Annotated in this window: 14 protein-coding genes and 1 pseudogene; 5 read left to right on the top strand and 10 right to left on the bottom strand. The window is 63.5% G+C overall.

Translation table 11 applies throughout. The features are described 5' to 3' along the window. Window positions 1–177 precede the first annotated feature (177 nt). The 3 genes from gltB (at window position 178) to hemE (ending at window position 7,433) form a co-directional block, all read left to right on the top strand. Window positions 178–4,626 (top strand): glutamate synthase large subunit, encoded by a 4,449-nt coding sequence (gltB, locus tag REH34_RS17920; RefSeq protein WP_311968645.1) that lies wholly within the window; start codon window positions 178–180, stop codon window positions 4,624–4,626. A gap of 134 nt (window positions 4,627–4,760) precedes the next feature. Further along, on the top strand, window positions 4,761–6,179 hold the full coding sequence (locus tag REH34_RS17925; RefSeq protein WP_311968646.1) for an FAD-dependent oxidoreductase: 1,419 nt from the start codon (window positions 4,761–4,763) through the stop codon (window positions 6,177–6,179). 189 nt (window positions 6,180–6,368) lie between these two features. Beyond that, window positions 6,369–7,433 carry a uroporphyrinogen decarboxylase gene (gene hemE, locus REH34_RS17930; protein ID WP_311968647.1) on the top strand — a complete coding sequence of 355 codons (1,065 nt, stop codon included), beginning with the start codon at window positions 6,369–6,371 and terminating at the stop codon, window positions 7,431–7,433. Window positions 7,434–7,532: 99 nt separating this feature from the next. On the opposite strand, the gene REH34_RS17935 is transcribed toward hemE, so the two are convergent. After that, window positions 7,533–8,810 carry an MFS transporter gene (locus tag REH34_RS17935; protein WP_311968648.1) on the bottom strand — a complete coding sequence of 426 codons (1,278 nt, stop codon included), beginning with the start codon at window positions 8,808–8,810 and terminating at the stop codon, window positions 7,533–7,535. 120 nt (window positions 8,811–8,930) lie between these two features. Here REH34_RS17935 and REH34_RS17940 point away from each other — a divergent pair, with 120 nt between their 5' ends. Together REH34_RS17940 and REH34_RS17945 are read left to right on the top strand one after the other, a co-directional pair. Next, on the top strand, window positions 8,931–9,818 hold the full coding sequence (locus tag REH34_RS17940; protein ID WP_311968649.1) for a LysR substrate-binding domain-containing protein: 888 nt from the start codon (window positions 8,931–8,933) through the stop codon (window positions 9,816–9,818). A gap of 120 nt (window positions 9,819–9,938) precedes the next feature. Beyond that, entirely contained in the window at window positions 9,939–10,709 is a 771-nt protein-coding gene (locus REH34_RS17945) for a ParA family protein (RefSeq protein ID WP_311968650.1), read from the top strand. A gap of 12 nt (window positions 10,710–10,721) precedes the next feature. Here REH34_RS17945 and REH34_RS17950 read toward each other — a convergent pair whose 3' ends face one another. The 9 genes and pseudogenes from REH34_RS17950 to REH34_RS17990 form a co-directional block, all read right to left on the bottom strand. Then, the gene (locus REH34_RS17950; RefSeq protein ID WP_226504211.1) at window positions 10,722–11,168 is read right to left on the bottom strand and encodes an excinuclease; all 447 of its coding nucleotides are present in this window, start codon (window positions 11,166–11,168) and stop codon (window positions 10,722–10,724) included. Between the two features lie 32 nt (window positions 11,169–11,200). Further along, window positions 11,201–12,427 (bottom strand): beta-ketoacyl-ACP synthase, encoded by a 1,227-nt coding sequence (locus tag REH34_RS17955; protein ID WP_226504212.1) that lies wholly within the window; start codon window positions 12,425–12,427, stop codon window positions 11,201–11,203. Further along, a complete protein-coding gene (gene fabG, locus REH34_RS17960) occupies window positions 12,427–13,155 on the bottom strand; it encodes a 3-oxoacyl-ACP reductase FabG (protein ID WP_311968651.1) in 729 nt (242 codons plus the stop codon). Before fabG ends, REH34_RS17955 begins: the two co-directional genes overlap by 1 nt. Continuing rightward, window positions 13,152–13,619, bottom strand: coding sequence for a hotdog family protein (locus REH34_RS17965; RefSeq protein ID WP_311968652.1), 468 nt, complete (start codon window positions 13,617–13,619; stop codon window positions 13,152–13,154). Before REH34_RS17965 ends, fabG begins: the two co-directional genes overlap by 4 nt. Next, window positions 13,616–14,800 (bottom strand): beta-ketoacyl-[acyl-carrier-protein] synthase family protein, encoded by a 1,185-nt coding sequence (locus REH34_RS17970; RefSeq protein ID WP_311968653.1) that lies wholly within the window; start codon window positions 14,798–14,800, stop codon window positions 13,616–13,618. Before REH34_RS17970 ends, REH34_RS17965 begins: the two co-directional genes overlap by 4 nt. Then, window positions 14,797–15,282, bottom strand: a complete 486-nt coding sequence (locus tag REH34_RS17975) for a hypothetical protein (RefSeq protein ID WP_311968654.1) — start codon at window positions 15,280–15,282, stop codon at window positions 14,797–14,799. The genes REH34_RS17970 and REH34_RS17975 overlap by 4 nt, the downstream gene beginning before the upstream one ends. Beyond that, window positions 15,282–16,019, bottom strand: coding sequence for a class I SAM-dependent methyltransferase (locus REH34_RS17980; protein WP_311968655.1), 738 nt, complete (start codon window positions 16,017–16,019; stop codon window positions 15,282–15,284). The genes REH34_RS17975 and REH34_RS17980 overlap by 1 nt, the downstream gene beginning before the upstream one ends. Further along, a complete protein-coding gene (locus REH34_RS17985; RefSeq protein WP_311968656.1) occupies window positions 16,016–17,260 on the bottom strand; it encodes an NAD(P)/FAD-dependent oxidoreductase in 1,245 nt (414 codons plus the stop codon). Before REH34_RS17985 ends, REH34_RS17980 begins: the two co-directional genes overlap by 4 nt. After that, window positions 17,247–17,546 (bottom strand): annotated as a pseudogene (locus tag REH34_RS17990) (sodium:proton antiporter); the annotation flags it as partial. The pseudogene REH34_RS17990 and the gene REH34_RS17985, both read right to left, overlap by 14 nt. Between the last annotated feature and the right edge of the window lie 8 nt (window positions 17,547–17,554).

Here is a 17,554-nt window from a genome sequence, read left to right on the forward strand (position 1 = left end):
CAGAAACACGACATTGATATTCACGGTTTCGTCGCAAATTTGTGAGAGACCGTATCGCTGTGTACAATGACCTCCCTTTTGCCTCTACAAAGCCTGCGAACGTCGGGCGTGGACGGTAACTGATTGAATTGAAAAGAAAATTGCCTCGGTGAGAGGCAGCCTGGTGAGAAAGTGTCTATGAAAACAGGTCTGTACCGTCCCGATGAATTCAAGGATAACTGTGGTTTTGGCCTGATCGCCCACATGACGGGCGAGCCCAGTCATCACCTGTTGCAGACAGCCATTGAAGCGCTGACCTGCATGACCCACCGTGGCGGTATCAACGCCGACGGCAAGACCGGCGACGGTTGTGGTCTGTTGATCCAGAAGCCTGATCTGTTCCTGCGCACCAAGGCCCAGGAGCACTTTGGCGTCGACTTGCCCAAGCAATATGCCGTGGGCATGGTGTTCCTCAACCAGGATGACGCCAAGGCCGAGGCCGCTCGCGAGAACATGAACCGCGAGATCCTCAAGGCCGGCCTGCAACTGATCGGTTGGCGTCAGGTGCCGATCGACACCAGCGTGCTCGGCCGCCTGGCTCTGGAGCGCCTGCCGAAGATCGAGCAGGTGTTCATCGGTGGCGAAGGCCTGAGCGACCAGGAAATGGCCCTCAAGCTGTTCGGCGCCCGTCGTCGTTCCTCGGTGGCCAACGCCGCCGACAGCGACCACTACATCTGCAGCTTTTCGCACAAGACCATCATCTATAAAGGCCTGATGATGCCCGCGGACCTGGAAGCCTTCTTCCCGGACCTGGGTGACGAGCGCCTGCGCACCGCAATCTGCGTGTTCCACCAGCGCTTCTCCACCAACACCCTGCCGAAATGGCCGCTGGCTCAGCCGTTCCGCTTCCTCGCCCACAACGGCGAGATCAACACCATCACCGGCAACCGCAACTGGGCGCTGGCGCGTCGTACCAAGTTCGCCAACGAACTGATGCCCGACCTCGAAGAACTCGGCCCGCTGGTCAACCGCGTGGGCTCGGATTCCTCGAGCATGGACAACATGCTCGAACTGATGGTCACCGGCGGCATCGACCTGTTCCGCGGCGTGCGGATGATCATCCCGCCTGCGTGGCAGAACGTCGAGACCATGGACTCGGACCTGCGCGCCTTCTACGAATACAACTCCATGCACATGGAGCCGTGGGACGGTCCGGCAGGCGTGGTGATGACCGAAGGTCGTCACGCGGTCTGCCTGCTCGACCGTAACGGCCTGCGCCCGGCGCGCTGGGTCACCACCAAGAACGGCTACATCACCCTCGCGTCGGAAATCGGCGTGTGGAACTACAAGCCGGAAGACGTCATCGCCAAAGGCCGCGTCGGCCCTGGGCAGATCTTCGCCGTGGATACCGAAACCGGCCAGATCCTCGATACCGACGCCATCGACAACCGCCTCAAGTCGCGTCATCCGTACAAGCACTGGCTGCGCAAGAACGCCCTGCGCATCCAGTCGACCATGGAAGACAACGACCACGGTTCGGCTTTCTATAACAGCGACCAGCTCAAGCAGTACATGAAGATGTACCAGGTCACCTTCGAGGAGCGCGATCAGATCTTGCGCCCGCTGGGTGAGCAGGGCTACGAGGCGGTGGGCTCGATGGGCGACGACACGCCAATGGCGGTGCTGTCCCAGCGCGTTCGCACGCCTTACGATTACTTTCGCCAGCAGTTCGCGCAGGTCACCAACCCGCCGATCGACCCGCTGCGTGAAGCCATCGTCATGTCGCTGGAGATCTGCCTCGGTGCCGAGCGCAACATCTTCCAGGAATCGCCAGAGCACGCTTCGCGCGTGATCCTCAGCTCGCCGGTCATTTCCCCGGCCAAGTGGCGCTCGTTGATGAACCTCGATCGCCCAGGCTTCGCCCGGCAGATCATCGATCTCAACTACGACGAGTCCATGGGGCTCGAAGCGGCCATCCGCAACGTCGCCGATCAGGCTGAAGAAGCCGCGCGCTCCGGGATCACCCAGCTGGTGCTGACCGACCGCCATATCGGCCCGGGCAGGCTGCCGATCCACGCCGCGCTGGCCACTGGCGCCGTGCACCATCGCCTGACCGAAAAAGGCCTGCGCTGCGACAGCAACATCCTGGTCGAGACCGCCACCGCGCGTGATCCGCACCACTTTGCCGTGCTGATCGGTTTCGGCGCTTCGGCGGTCTATCCGTTCCTGGCCTACGAGGTGCTGGGCGACCTGATCCGCACCGGCGAAGTGCTGGGCGATCTGTACGAAGTCTTCAAGAATTACCGCAAAGGCATCACCAAGGGCCTGCTCAAGATCCTCTCGAAGATGGGTATCTCGACCATCGCTTCGTACCGCGGTGCGCAGCTCTTCGAAGCCATCGGCCTGTCCGAGGAAGTCTGCGACCTGAGCTTCCGTGGCGTGCCGAGCCGCATCAAGGGCGCGCGTTTCGTCGATCTCGAAGCCGAGCAGAAAGCCCTGGCCGCCGAAGCCTGGAGCGTGCGCAAGCCGATCCAGCAAGGTGGCCTGTTGAAGTTCGTCTACGGCGGTGAATACCACGCCTACAACCCGGATGTGGTCAGCACCCTGCAAGCCGCCGTGCAGCAGGGCGACTACGCCAAGTTCAAGGAATACACCGCGCTGGTGGACAACCGCCCGGTGTCGATGATCCGTGACTTGCTCAAGGTGCGCGAACTCGACCAGCCGTTGGCCATGGATCAGATCGAACCGCTGGAGGCCATCCTCAAGCGCTTCGACTCGGCCGGTATCTCGCTGGGCGCGCTGTCGCCGGAGGCTCACGAAGCCCTGGCTGAAGCCATGAACCGCATGGGCGCGCGTTCCAACTCTGGCGAGGGCGGGGAAGACCCGGCCCGCTACGGGACTATCCGCAGCTCCAAGATCAAGCAGGTGGCCACCGGCCGCTTTGGTGTGACCCCGGAATACCTGGTCAACGCCGAAGTGCTGCAGATCAAGGTCGCCCAAGGCGCCAAGCCAGGCGAGGGCGGGCAACTGCCAGGCGGCAAGGTCAACGGCCTGATCGCCAAGCTGCGCTATGCCGTGCCCGGCGTGACGCTGATTTCCCCGCCGCCACACCACGACATCTATTCGATCGAAGACTTGTCGCAGCTGATTTTCGACCTCAAGCAGGTCAACCCGGCAGCGCTGGTCTCGGTCAAGCTGGTTGCGGAAGCGGGCGTCGGCACCATCGCCGCCGGTGTGGCCAAGGCCTATGCCGACCTGATCACCATCTCCGGCTACGACGGCGGTACCGGTGCATCGCCACTGAGCTCGATCAAGTACGCCGGTTCGCCGTGGGAGCTGGGTCTTGCCGAAACTCACCAGACCCTGCGCGGCAACGACCTGCGCGGCAAGGTCCGGGTGCAGACCGACGGTGGCCTGAAAACCGGCCTCGACGTCATCAAGGCGGCGATCCTCGGCGCCGAAAGCTTCGGCTTCGGTACCGCGCCGATGATCGCCCTGGGGTGCAAATACCTGCGTATCTGCCACCTGAACAACTGCGCCACGGGCGTTGCGACCCAGAACGAGAAGCTGCGCAAAGACCACTACATCGGCACCGTCGACATGGTCATCAACTTCTTCACCTACGTCGCCGAAGAAACCCGTGAGTGGCTGGCGCGCCTGGGCGTGCGCTCGCTCGAAGAGTTGATCGGCCGTACCGATCTGCTCGACATCCTGCCGGGCGAATCGTCCAAGCAGCGGCATCTCGACCTGACGCCACTGCTGGGCAGCGATCTCATCCCTGCCGACAAACCGCAGTTCAGCCAGGTCGATCGCAACCCGCCGTTCGACAAGGGCCTGCTGGCCGAGAAGATGGTCGGCATGGCGATCAGTGCGATCACCAACTCCACGGGTGGCGAGTACGAACTGGACATCTGCAACTGCGACCGTTCGATCGGCGCGCGGATTTCCGGCGAAATCGCCAAGCTGCACGGCAACCAGGGCATGAACAAGGCGCCGATCACCTTCCGCTTCAAGGGCACTGCCGGGCAGAGCTTCGGGGTGTGGAACGCCGGCGGCCTGAACATGTACCTCGAAGGCGACGCCAACGACTACGTCGGCAAGGGCATGACGGCCGGCAAGCTGGTGATCGTGCCGCCCAAGGGCAGCCCGTTCAAGACCCAGGACAGCGCCATCATCGGCAACACCTGCCTGTACGGCGCCACGGGCGGCAAGCTGTTCGCCGCCGGCACCGCAGGTGAGCGCTTTGCGGTACGCAACTCTGGTGCGCACACCATCGTCGAAGGCACTGGCGACCACTGCTGCGAATACATGACCGGCGGCTTCGTCTGTGTGCTCGGCAAGACCGGGTACAACTTCGGTTCGGGCATGACCGGCGGTTTCGCCTACGTGCTCGACCTGGACAACACCTTCGTCGACAAGGTCAACCACGAGCTGGTGGAAATCCAGCGCATCAGCGGCGAAGCGATGGAAGCCTATCGCACTCACCTTGAGAAAGTGCTGGCCGAATACGTTGAAGAAACCGATAGCGAGTGGGGCCGCAACGTCTGGGAGAACCTCGACGATTACCTGCGCCGCTTCTGGCTGGTCAAGCCCAAGGCCGCCAATCTCAAATCCTTGCTGTCGAGTACCCGCGCGAATCCGCAGTGATGCCTGGCGGCAGCTTCAAGCGTCAAGCTTCAAGCTGCAAGCCACGGCGGTACGCGGTGTCGGGGATAAATTTGATCGCTTCAGGCTTGCAGCTTGAGGCTTGCAGCTCGCAGCTGCTTCTAGAGGTTTGAAACATGGCTGAACGTCTGAGTAATGACTTCCAGTTCATCGAGGTCGGGCGCAAAGATCCGAAGAAGAAACTGTTGCGTCAACGCAAGAAGGAGTTCGTGGAGATCTACGAACCCTTCAAACCCCAGCAGTCCGCTGACCAGGCCCACCGCTGCCTGGGCTGCGGTAACCCGTATTGCGAGTGGAAGTGCCCTGTGCACAACTTCATTCCCAACTGGCTCAAGCTGGTGGCCGAGGGCAACATCCTCGCCGCCGCCGAGCTGTCGCACCAGACCAACACCCTGCCGGAAGTCTGCGGCCGGGTGTGCCCGCAGGATCGTCTGTGCGAGGGCGCTTGCACCCTCAACGACGGTTTTGGTGCGGTGACCATTGGTTCGGTCGAGAAGTACATCACTGACACGGCGTTCGCCATGGGCTGGCGCCCGGACATGTCCAAGGTCAAACCGACCGGCAAGCGCGTCGCCATCATCGGCGCCGGGCCTGCGGGCCTGGGCTGCGCCGATGTGCTGGTGCGCGGCGGAGTGACCCCGGTGGTGTTCGACAAGAACCCTGAGATCGGCGGTCTGCTGACCTTCGGCATCCCCGAGTTCAAGCTGGAAAAGAGCGTGCTGAGCCATCGTCGCGAAGTCTTCACCGGCATGGGCATCGAGTTCCGCCTGAACATCGAAGTGGGCAAGGACATCACCGTCGAGCAACTGCTCGAAGAGTACGATGCCGTGTTCATGGGCATGGGCACCTACACCTACATGAAGGGTGGTTTCCCGGGCGAAGACCTGCCGGGCGTGCACGATGCGCTCGACTTTCTGATCGCCAACGTCAATCGCAACCTGGGCTTTGAAAAGTCGCCGGAAGATTTCGTCGACATGAAAGGCAAAAAGGTCGTGGTACTCGGCGGCGGTGACACGGCGATGGACTGCAACCGCACCTCCATTCGCCAAGGCGCGAAGGCGGTGACTTGCGCCTATCGTCGCGACGAAGCGAACATGCCCGGCTCGCGCAAAGAGGTGAAGAACGCCAAGGAAGAAGGCGTGAAGTTCCTCTATAACCGCCAGCCGATCGCCATTGTCGGTGAAGACAAGGTCGAAGGCGTGAAGGTGGTCGAGACCCGTCTCGGCGAGCCGGATGCCCGTGGCCGCCGCAGCCCCGAGCCAATCCCGGGCTCTGAAGAGATCATTCCGGCCGACGCCGTGGTCATCGCCTTCGGTTTCCGCCCGAGCCCGGCTTCGTGGTTCGAGCAGCACAGCATCCAGACCGACAGCCAGGGCCGAGTGATCGCGCCCGAGCAGTCCAAGTTCAAGCACCAGACCAGCAACCCGAAGATCTTCGCGGGCGGCGACATGGTGCGCGGCTCCGACCTGGTGGTGACGGCGATCTTCGAAGGCCGCAATGCCGCCGAAGGGATCCTGGATTACCTCGAGGTCTGAAGCCCGCGTCGATCCTTTCGCGGGCAAGCCTTGCTCCCACAGGTGTACGCCTGTAGGAGCAAGGCCTGCCCGCGAAGAGGCCGGTACTGACTGCACATAATCGCCCCGATAGATAAAAGGCACGGCTCTCGCCGTGCCTTTTGCGTCCCGGTCTGAGAAAATGCCCGCACTTTTCTGCCGGATGTTGCCATGACTGCCCTGAAGAATGACCGTTTCCTGCGCGCCCTGCTCAAGCAGCCGGTCGATGTCACCCCTGTGTGGATGATGCGCCAGGCGGGCCGTTATCTGCCCGAGTACCGTGCCAGCCGGGCCAAGGCCGGGGATTTCATGAGCCTGTGCATGAATCCTGAATTCGCCTGCGAAGTCACGATGCAGCCGCTCGAACGCTACCCGCTGGACGCCGCCATCCTGTTTTCTGACATCCTCACCATCCCCGATGCCATGGGCCAAGGCCTGTATTTCGAGACCGGTGAAGGCCCGCGCTTCAAGAAAGTGGTCAGCACGATGGCCGACATCGAGGCACTGCCGATCCCTGATCCGCACAAGGACCTGGGCTATGTGATGGACGCCGTGAGCACCATCCGCCGCGAACTCAACGGCCGCGTGCCGCTGATCGGCTTTTCCGGCAGCCCTTGGACGCTGGCCACCTACATGGTCGAGGGCGGCTCGTCCAAGGACTTTCGCAAGACCAAGGCCATGCTCTACGACAACCCCCAGGCCATGCACCTGCTGCTCGACAAGCTCGCGCAGTCGGTCACGGCCTATCTCAACGGCCAGATCCAGGCCGGTGCCCAGGCGGTGCAGATCTTCGACACCTGGGGCGGCAACCTGTCGGCTGCGGCCTACCAGGAGTTTTCACTGGCCTACATGAAAAAGATCGTCAGCGGCCTAATCCGCGAGCACGATGGTCGCAAGGTGCCGGTGATTCTGTTCACCAAGAACGGCGGCCTGTGGCTCGAGAGCATTGCCGATGCCGGCGCGGACGCGCTGGGCCTGGACTGGACCTGCGATATCGGTGAAGCCCGCCGACGCGTCGGCAGCAAGGTGGCCCTGCAAGGCAACATGGACCCGACCGTGTTGTACGCCAAGCCCGAAGCGATCCGTGCCGAGGTGGCCCGTATCCTGGGCAGCTACGGCCATGGCACCGGGCATGTGTTCAACCTGGGCCACGGCATCACTCCCGAAGTCGATCCCGAGCACGCCGGCGCGTTTATTCGCGCGGTGCACGAGTTCTCGGCGCAGTACCACCAGTAAAATATAGCGAGGGGGCTTGCCCCTGAAAACTTTCGACCTCCCCCCAGATGTGAGGGAGGCGGAAATTTTCGGGTGCAAGCCTCTTCGCTACAGGGTGAGCTAAGTCTTCACATTCCCCGCCAACGGCTGCAACTTCGCCAGTTTCGCCGCCACCGCCAACGCAATCACCAGCAACGCCCCGATAAACGCGCCGATGCCGTTCCAGCCCGCATAGTGCCAGGCCACGCCACCCAAGGTGCCGGCCACACTCGACCCCACGTAATAGCAGAACAGATACAGCGACGACGCCTGGCCCTTGGCCTTGATCGCCCGGCGGCCGATCCAGCTGCTGGCGACCGAGTGGGCGCCGAAGAAGCCGAAGCAGAACATCAGCATGCCGACAATGATCAGCGCGATCGGCGTGAACAAGGTCAGCAGCAGGCCCGCGAACATCAGCACCAGTGACATCCAGAACACCTTGCGCCGGCCATGGCGGTCGGCCAGTGCGCCGATCTTCGCCGAGCTGTAGATGCCGGACAGGTACACCACCGAGAGCATGCCCACCAGCGCCTGGCTCATGAGGTAGGGCGCCGCTAGCAAGCGGTAGCCGATGTAGTTGAACAGGGTCACGAAGGCGCCCATCAACAGGAACCCTTCAATGAACAACAGCGGCAGGCCGGCATCGCGAAAATGCATCGTGAAACCATCAAGCAGGCCGCGCGGGTTGAGCTTGCGCGAGCGAAAGTTGCGCGACGGGGGCAGGAACTTGACGAACAGGGTCGCGGCGCCCAGCGCCAGCACGCCCACCACCATCATCGCCGTGTGCCAGCTCACATAATCGATCAATACCCCGGTAATCAACCGCCCGCTCATGCCGCCGATAGCGTTGCCGCCGATATAAAGGCCCATGGCCAGGCCGATGTGTTCCGGGTGGATCTCTTCGCTCAGGTAGGTCATGCCCACCGCCGCCAGCCCGCTCAGGGACAAGCCGATCAGCGCGCGCATTACCAGCACGCCCTCCCAGCTAGGCATGAAGGCGCTGGCAATGGTGCACAGGGCGGCGCTGAACAGCGCCGCGACCATCACCGGCTTGCGGCCGATGCTGTCGGAAATCGGCCCCGTGACCAACAAGCCGATCGCTAGCATGCCGGTGGAAATGGACAGCACCAGGCTGCTTTGCGCGGCGTTGATCGAATACTCGCGGGACAGGATCGGCATCATCGGCTGCACGCAATACAGCAGGGCAAAGGTCGCGAAGCCGCCCGCGAACAAAGCCAATACGGTGCGCAGGAACAGCGGCGTGCCTTTTTCGATATAGGTCTCGGCCAGCTGTTCGGCAATATTTTCGAGGGGACTGGAGGGGATTTCGTGGAGGGATGCAGCGACAGCAGTTTTCACGTGTACCTCTGGGAGGGGTAGCCTGGGCCGGCGTTTGAAAAAATCATATAGGCTGCTAATGATTCTTTCCAATATATTGTTCGACCTGTTTGATAGGTTTAACGACTCAATAGGGCTGTCATGGAATTACGTCATCTGCGGTACTTCATCGCTGTCGCCGAGGAGCTGCATTTTGGCCGCGCAGCCCTGGCCCTGGGGATCTCCCAACCGCCGCTCAGTCAGCAGATTCAGGCGCTGGAGCAAGAGTTGGGCGCGCGCCTGTTCGAGCGCACCAACCGGCGGGTCGAGCTCAGTGAAGCGGGGCGGCTGTTTCTCGAAGAGGCGCGGCAGGTACTGGCGCAGGTCGACAAGGCCGCGGATGTGGCCCGTCGCGCGCAGTTGGGGCAGCTGGGCGAACTGAAAGTCGGCTTTACCACGTCGGCGCCGTTCAACTCCAGCATCCCCAAGGCAATCTATGCCTTTCGCCAGGCCTTCCCGGCGGTACATCTCAATCTGGAGGAAATGAGCAGCAAGGAGGTGGCCGATTCGCTGGTGGATGGTTCTATCGACATCGGCCTGATGCGGCCGCTGCCGTTGCCCGATTCGCTGATCTCGGTGGAGTTGTTCCGCGAACCCCTGGTCGCCGTGCTCAATAGCGCCCATCCACTGGTGCCGGATAGCAGCTCCGGCCTGCACCTGGCGGACATGGCCAACGAGCCGTTCGTGTTCTTCCCGCGGGGTTACGGCAGCGGGCTGTACTCGCAACTGCAAAACCTCGCCCGCGCCGCCGGATTCAGCCCGCACATCGCCCAGGAGGCGGGCGCGGCAATGACCATTATCGGCCTGGTCTCGGCGGGGCTGGGGGTTTCGGTACTCCCGGCGTCTTTCCAGTGGATGCGCATCGACGGCGTGGTCTACCGCCCATTGCTGGACCCCGGCGCGGAGTCGGCGGTGTGGCTGGTACAACGACGGGAAACACCTTCGGCGATGGTCAGTGGTTTCGTGGAGTTGTTGCGTGCGGCGGGGTGAGAGGCGGTGTATTCGTGGCGGCCTCTGGGAGAGATACGGTGATCAAAAGCCCGCCAAGGTAGCGAACATCCCCTCCACGCCACTACACTCGGACATTCCCTGAAACAAGGAGGTCTTCCCATGCGTCGCGTGGTGTTCAATCAGAAAGGTGGCGTCGGCAAATCCAGCATCGCCTGCAACCTGGCGGCGGTGAGTGCGAGCGAGGGTTACCGTACGCTGTTGATCGACCTCGATGCCCAGGCCAATTCCACCCAGTACCTCACGGGCCTGACCGGGGCCGACATCCCGATGGGCATTGCCGAGTTCTTCAAGAACACTCTGTCCAGCGGCTTGCTGACCAAGAAGAATGCGGTCGACATCTACGAAACGCCCTACGACAACCTCCATGTCATCACCGCCACCGCGGAGCTTGCCGACCTGCAGCCCAAGCTGGAGGCCAAGCACAAGATCAACAAGCTGCGCAAACTGCTGGATGACCTGGACGAAGACTACGATCGCATCTATATCGATACGCCACCGGCTCTGAACTTCTACGCGGTATCGGCGCTGATCGCCGCGGATCGAGTGCTGATCCCCTTCGACTGCGATAGTTTTTCCCGTCAGGCGCTGTACGGCCTGCTGGAAGAAATCCAGGAGCTCAAGGACGACCACAACGAGGACCTCAGCGTCGAGGGCATTGTGGTCAACCAGTACCAGGCCCGCGCCAGCCTGCCCCAGCAGATGCTCGACGCGCTGATCGCCGAGGGCCTGCCGGTGTTGCCGGTGTACCTCAGCAGCTCAGTCAAGATGCGTGAATCCCACGAAGCCAGTATGCCGCTGATCCATCTGGACCCGCGGCACAAGCTGACCCAGCAATTCGTCGAACTGCATCACTTGCTGGACACCGACTGAGCGGCGGTCCGCTTACTGCACCTTGGCCAGATCGCCGCGTAGCGCTACACCGGCAATGATCGCACCCGAATGGCACTCATAGGTGACCGGGTCCTTGCGCTCGTTGCTCTTGTAGAAGCTGGCGAGGTTGACCACCGCGTTGGCCCCGACTTTTTTGGCCGCTTCCTGCATGGTCAGCAACGCCGATTGCAGCACCCATTCGCAGGCCTCGGTGTCGGTCTTGTTGAAGGCGTTGGTCTTCTTGTTGGTGACTGCGGCTGGCGAAACCACAGTGACCTTGCCCCGTGGCTGCACGCCGGCGAGGTAGAACTTGACGCTGCCGTCGAGCTTCTTGGCGGCGGTCATTTCGTCGACCACTTTCTGGAACGGCAGGTACAGCGCCGTGTCACGCGCCTGGCTGACGGCAGGCAACAGACCGAGCAGCAGGGCGGCCGAGAGAGTGAGAGCTTTCAATTGCATGCATATCTCCTTGAGGGTGTCGGGGTGTTGATTCAGTGCCAGCGCCGGAAGATCAGCGACGTGTTGACGCCGCCGAAGGCGAAGTTGTTGTTCATGACGTACTCGTTGCTCATGCTGCGAAAGCCATCGCGCAGGTAATCCAGTTCCGCGCAGCGCGGGTCGATCTCGTCGAGGTTGAGCGTGTGCACGTACAGGTCGCGGTTGAGCATCTCGATGCTGAACCACGATTCCAGCGCGCCGCAGGCACCCAGGGTGTGGCCCAGGAAGCTCTTCTGCGAACTGATCGTCATGGCGCTGCCGAACAGGCTGGCGGTGGCCAGGGTCTCGGCGATATCGCCCTGTTCAGTGGCAGTGCCGTGCCCATTGACGTAGCCGATGGCGGTGGGCGCGAGGCTGGCGTCTTCGAGGGCCAGCTCCATGGCGCGGCGCATGGTGGTCTGTTCCGGGCGGGTAGTGTGCTGGCCGTCGGCGTTGCTGCCAAAGCCGACGATCTCGGCATGGATAGGCGCGCCGCGGGCCAGCGCATGCTCCAACTCTTCGAGCACCAGCATGCCGCCACCTTCGCCGATCACCAGCCCATCGCGGCCGCTGTCATAGGGGCGCGGGCTGGTGTGCGGGGCGTCGTTCTTCAGGCTGGTGGCGTACAGCGCATCGAACACCATGGCCTCGGTCGGACACAGCTCTTCGGCGCCGCCGGCCAGCATCAACGGCAGGCGCCCGAACTTGATCGCTTCATAGGCATAGCCGATGCCCTGGCTGCCGCTGGTGCAGGCGCTCGAGGTGGGGATCAGACGCCCGGTCAGGCCGAAGAAAATACTGATATTGGCTGCGGTGGTGTGCGGCATCATGCGCACGTAGGAGTTGGCGTTGAGGCCCTCCGCCACCGAGTTGAGCAGCATGTTGCCGAAGGCCTTGATCTCGTCGGTGCTGCCAGTGGACGAGCCGCAGGCCACGCCCATGCGCCCGTCCTTGATGCACGGATCGCCCAGCAGCCCGGCGTCGCTCAAGGCTTGCTCGGCGGCGCCGACGGCCAGCTTCGAGACCCGGCCCATGCTGCGCAGTTGCTTGCGGGTCCAGTGGCCGGGCACGGCGAAATCATCGATGGGCCCGGCCAGGCGGGTATTGAGTTCCTCGAAGCGATCCCACTCGTCCATGCGCCGAATACCGCTGCGGTTGGCCGCGAAGCGCTCGCTGATGGCCTGCCAGGTGTTGCCCAGCGAGGTGATGCCGGCCATGCCGGTGACGACGACACGTTTCATCAGCACAGCCCTCCGTTGACGGCCAGGACCTGCCGGGTGATGTAGCTGGCTTCGGCGGACATCAAGAAGTTCACCGCCCCGGCGACCTCTTCAGGCGTGCCCATGCGCTGCGCCGGGATCATCTTCAGGAGGTCTTCGACCGGCACATGCTCGTCGAGCATGGCCGTGTCGATCAGCCCGGGGGCTACGCAGTTGACGGTGATCTTGCGCTTGCCCAGCTCGATGGCCAAGGCCTTGGCGGCGCCGATGATGCCGGCCTTGGACGCGCTGTAATTGACCTGCCCGCGATTGCCAATCATGCCCGAGACGGACGTGATGCAGACGATGCGGCCCGCAGCGCGTCGCCGGATCATCGGCATCATCACCGGGTGCAGCACGTTGTAGAAACCATCGAGGTTGGTGCGCATCACCAGGTCCCAGTCCTCTTCGGTCAGCGCCGGAAAAGCCCCGTCGCGGGTCAAGCCGGCGTTGCAGACCACGCCGTAATAGGCGCCATGGGCCTCGACATCGGCCTGCAGAATGGTCGCGCAGGCGGCGCGGTCGACCACATCGAATTGCAGCACCCGCGCCTGGCGGCCCATGGCCTGGATTTGCGCCTGCACGGCGTCGGCCTCAGTGCGACCGCTACGGCAATGCAGCACCAGATCGTAGCCGGCGCTGGCCAGGCGCAAGGCAATGGCGCGGCCGATGCCACGGCTGGAGCCGGTGACCAGAATGGATTCAGTCATTGGGAAGTTTCCTGTGTCGCCGTTTCAGCCAGATACTGTGCGGCATTGGGCGGACGATAAACATTGAGGCGGGCGCTGGCGTGCACCCCTGGACCGGTGAGATGGCATTCAAAGACACCCATGCCGTTGTCATCTTCCAGGGTGCGCAGCGCGCGAATGCTCAGCTCGGCGCCGAGCGCAAAGCGGTCGACGTTGCATTCGAACTTACGCGTGCCGAGCAAAAAGCCCATGGCCACCGGCAGGCCCTGGCGGCGCGCGTGGCAGCCGGCATAGGCGGCGATACTCTGGGCCATGAGTTCGACGCCGAGCCAGGCGGGCAGGCTGCCGTCGCCTTGGTTGAAGAGCCCGCCAGCGCGCACGGTCAGGCAGGTGTCGATGCTGTCTTCATCGAAGGCCAGCACCTTGTCGATCAGAATCATGTCGCCGGCGTGGGGCACCAGCTCGGCAAGGGGCCAGGTGATCATCGGGCGTCTCCCAGAATCAGGCTGATATTGCTGCCACCGAAGGCAAACGAATTGCTCATCAGGCGGCGCGGACCGTGCGAGGGCAGGCGATCGTCGACACCCGCCCAGCGCAGCGCAGGCAGTTGCGGATCGGCCTGGCCGTCCCACAGGTGCGGTGGCAGGTGCCCGTCACCGGCCAGACTCAACCAGCAGAACGCGGCTTCCAGTGCGCCGGCGGCGCCCAGGGTGTGGCCGATCATGGGCTTGGTTGACGAGCAGTGCACGCCCTCGGGGAACACCCGGTGCACGGCGTGGCTCTCCATTGCATCGTTGTGCGGCGTGGCGGTGCCGTGCAGATTCAGGTAGTCGATATCGGTTGCCGCCAGCCCGGCCTGGCGCAGCGCCTTGTTCATCGCCAGCACGGCGCCGTCGCCCTCGGGGTGCGGCGCGGAGATATGGTGGGCATCGGAACTCGCCCCGCAACCCAGCAGCGCGATAGGTGCGTCAACGGGCTCGCGGGTCATCATGAACACGGCGGCGCCTTCGCCGATATTGATGCCATCGCGATGGCGCGAAAACGGATTGCAACGTTGCGCGCTGACCGCTTCGAGTGCCGAGAAGCCATTGAGCGTCAGCCGGCACAGGCTGTCGACCCCGCCACACAGCACAGCATCGCAAACGCCCAGATTCAGCAGCCGCTGAGCGCTGAGCAAGGCCCGGGCGCTGGAGGTGCAGGCGGTGGAGATGACATAGGCCGGGCCACGCAATTGCAGGAGCTCGACGAGGAACTGCGCTGGCGCCTCCAGCATCTGCTGGCGATATTGGTAGTCGTCAGGGAAGTACTGGTGCTGCAGGTAGTGGCCGATACCCTGGCTGGCCTCGTCGATGCCGGAGGTGCTGGTGCCCAATACCACGCCGATGCGCGCGTGACCATAGCGCTGGATCGCGGCCTGAATATCGCCCTCGATCTGCTGCACGGCCTGCAGCAGCAAACGGTTGTTGCGGCTGTTGTGACGCGCCAGAGCCGGGGGCAGGGCGGGCAGTTGTCCGGTCACCGCCGCCACCCCGACCTGGCGCTCCGGCACCCAGCCGGCCTCGCTGCGCACACCGGAGCAATCGCCGGCGAACAGCCGCCGGGCGACCTCGGTCTGATCCATGCCCAGCGCGCAGTTGATCCCTAGGGCGGTCAGGTAGGCGGTCATGGTGTGCTCTCGGCGGGCAAGGGGCTGACCTGATAACTCAGGCCCTGGGCCAGGGTCAAGGTGAAGTCGTCGGCGCCGCGATAGTGCACCACCCAGCGCTCGCCCAGCTGACGATCGCTACCCATGGCGCGGGCCTGCGGATAACGGCTGGCCAGTTGCTCGGGTGTGGTCAGGGCGAACAGCACTGCCGCGAACAGCTCCCGTGCCTGGGGATTGGGCGGCAACAGGCCGTCGGCGCGCCATTGATTGTCGACCAGCCGTTGGCGAGCCTGGGGGATGCCGAGGAAGTCCAGCAGCGACCAGCGCAGGGCGTTGTCTTCGCGCTGAATCACCAGCATCCAGTCTTGGCGCTGTTCGCCTTGCTGGCGCAATACGTGCAATTGCCGAGGTAGTTGCAGGTCGGGAGCGATAGCAGGCAGCGGTGGCTGGCTGGCGCAGGCACCGAGCAGGAGCAGGCAGCCAAGGAGCAGGGCGCGCAGCATCACGGTGCGGCCTGCAGTGGCTTGCGGGCGACCACGTTGACGAGGGTTTCTTCGCGCTCGCCGAACGGCTTGGGGCGGCGCAGACCGAGGCGTTCGAGCAGGCCGAAGTCAGTCGCCCGGCTCCACCACAGGTACGGGTAGGAGACGTTGCGTTCAGCGAATGCGAAGCCCTGCTCGCGCAGCATCTGCAGATACCCGGCTGCACTCTTTTGCACGTGCATGGGGTGGCGGAACAGCCAGCGGATCACCCAGGTGTCGATATAGGCTTCGGTGGACTCGGCGAACAGCAGGTAACCGCCCGGCTTGAGCACGCGATAGAACTCGGCCAGAGCCTTTTGCTGCTCGACCAGATGGTGGAAGGTCTGGTGGCAGAAGACCATATCGACACTGGCATCGGCCAGCGGCAGCTCGGCGCAGTCGCTGCCCAGCAGCTTGACCTCCAGGCCAAGGCGCTCGGCCTCCTGGCCGCTGAGGGTGAGGCTGTGCGGATCGGCATCGGCGCCCAGCCACTGCCCGGGGGCGAAGGTATCGCGCAGGTAGCGAAACGATTTGCCCTGCCCGCAACCTGCGTCCAGCAGCACCGCCTGGGCGGGCGGTGGTTCGCTGAACAGGCGGCGCAAATCGTTGATTGCCACGCGCAGCACGTGGTGCTGCCAGGTGTGACTGCGCAGGAACCAGAAGCCGAAGCGGGTCTCTTCGACATAGGTGTTACTGAAGAACGCGGCGGGCTTGTTCATGCGCGCGGACCCGCACAGACTTCGGCGATCATGCGCAGGCGCCGCGCCGGTTCGGCCACGAAGGGGTTGCGGCTGTCCCAGGCATAGCCGGCAAGGATCGAGCTGATCATGCGGCGGATCTCCGGGGCGCTGCCGGGGTAGAAGATCACGTCTTGAAAACTGCCGTCGTACCAGGCCTCGACATAAGCGCGGAAGGTATCGACGCCACGCTTGAGCGGCTCGGCGAACTGGCTCTGCCAGTCGACAGCGGCGCCGCTCAGCTCGGCATCGAGCAGGCCCGCAGCCATGCTCGCCGAACGCATGGCGATGGTCACCCCGGAGGAGAACACCGGGTCGAGGAATTCGGCGGCGTTGCCGAGCAAGGCGAAGCCCTTGCCGTGCAGGCTTGTGACGTTGGCGGCATAACCGCCGATGGTCCGCGCCGGGGTATCCCAGACGGCGTTCACCAGCACCTTGTGCAGGCTTGGCGTCTGGGCGACGAACTCTTTCAGGCAGGCATCCAGATCGCCCTCGCGGCCAGCGAAGTACTCCTTGGCGCCGACCACGCCCACCGAGCAGCGGCCATCGCTGAACGGGATACTCCAGAACCACACGTCGCGATGCTCGGGATGCACGGTGATGAGGATCTTGTTGCGATCGAAACCCTGGTGATCGATGCGGTCTTCGACGTGGGTGAAGATCGCCTGGCGCAGCGGGAAGTCCGAGGGCTTCTCCAGGCCTAGCAGGCGTGGCAGCACGCGGCCGTAACCGCTGGCGTCGAGCACGAACCGCGCCTCGAGCGAATATTCACTGCCGTCTTCGCGGCGCACTTGCAGGCGCGGCGTCGCGCTGAAGTCGGCGGCGATGATGGCTTGCTCATAGCGGATTTCCACGCCCTGCGCGCTGGCCTGGTCGGCGAGCAACTTGTCGAAACTCGCCCGCTGCACCTGGAAGGTGGTGGGCTTGCCGGCGCTGAACGTGTCGCCGAAATCAAAGGCGCTGTACTGCTCGCCCCAGGCGAACGCGGCGCCGTTCTTCATCTGGAAGCCTGCGGCCTGGACGGCATCGAGCATGCCGGCCTCCTCGACGAAATCGAGGCAGTGAGACAGCAGGCTTTCGCCAATGGAAAACCGCGGGAACTGCTGGCGCTCGACGATCAGCACGTCGTGGCCCTTGCGTTTGAGCAGGGCGGCGGCAATGGCGCCTGCGGGACCGGCGCCGATCACGACGACCGTGCGCTGTTCGGATTCAAGGATTGGCATAGGGCCTCCTGGCAAGGTCTTGCAGAGTGGTGGGCGCGCGATGCAGCCCGGCGATGGCCGGCAGCAGCGTGGCGGTGAGGCTCATGGCCATGAGCGCGAAATACAGCGCCGGGCTGACCAACTGCTGTTGCAACAGCAGGTTGAGAAAAACGATTTCGCTGAGCCCGCGAATATTCAGCAGCAGGCTCTCGCGCCAACGACTGGCACCGACGAAGGACGGCGTGGCCCAGTACAGCCCCAGCCAGTTACCGGCGATTTTGCTGAGGATCGGTACGCCGATCAGCGCCAGCACCA

Origin of the sequence: Pseudomonas baltica, assembly GCF_031880315.1 — a bacterium.
Lineage (GTDB): Bacteria > Pseudomonadota > Gammaproteobacteria > Pseudomonadales > Pseudomonadaceae > Aquipseudomonas.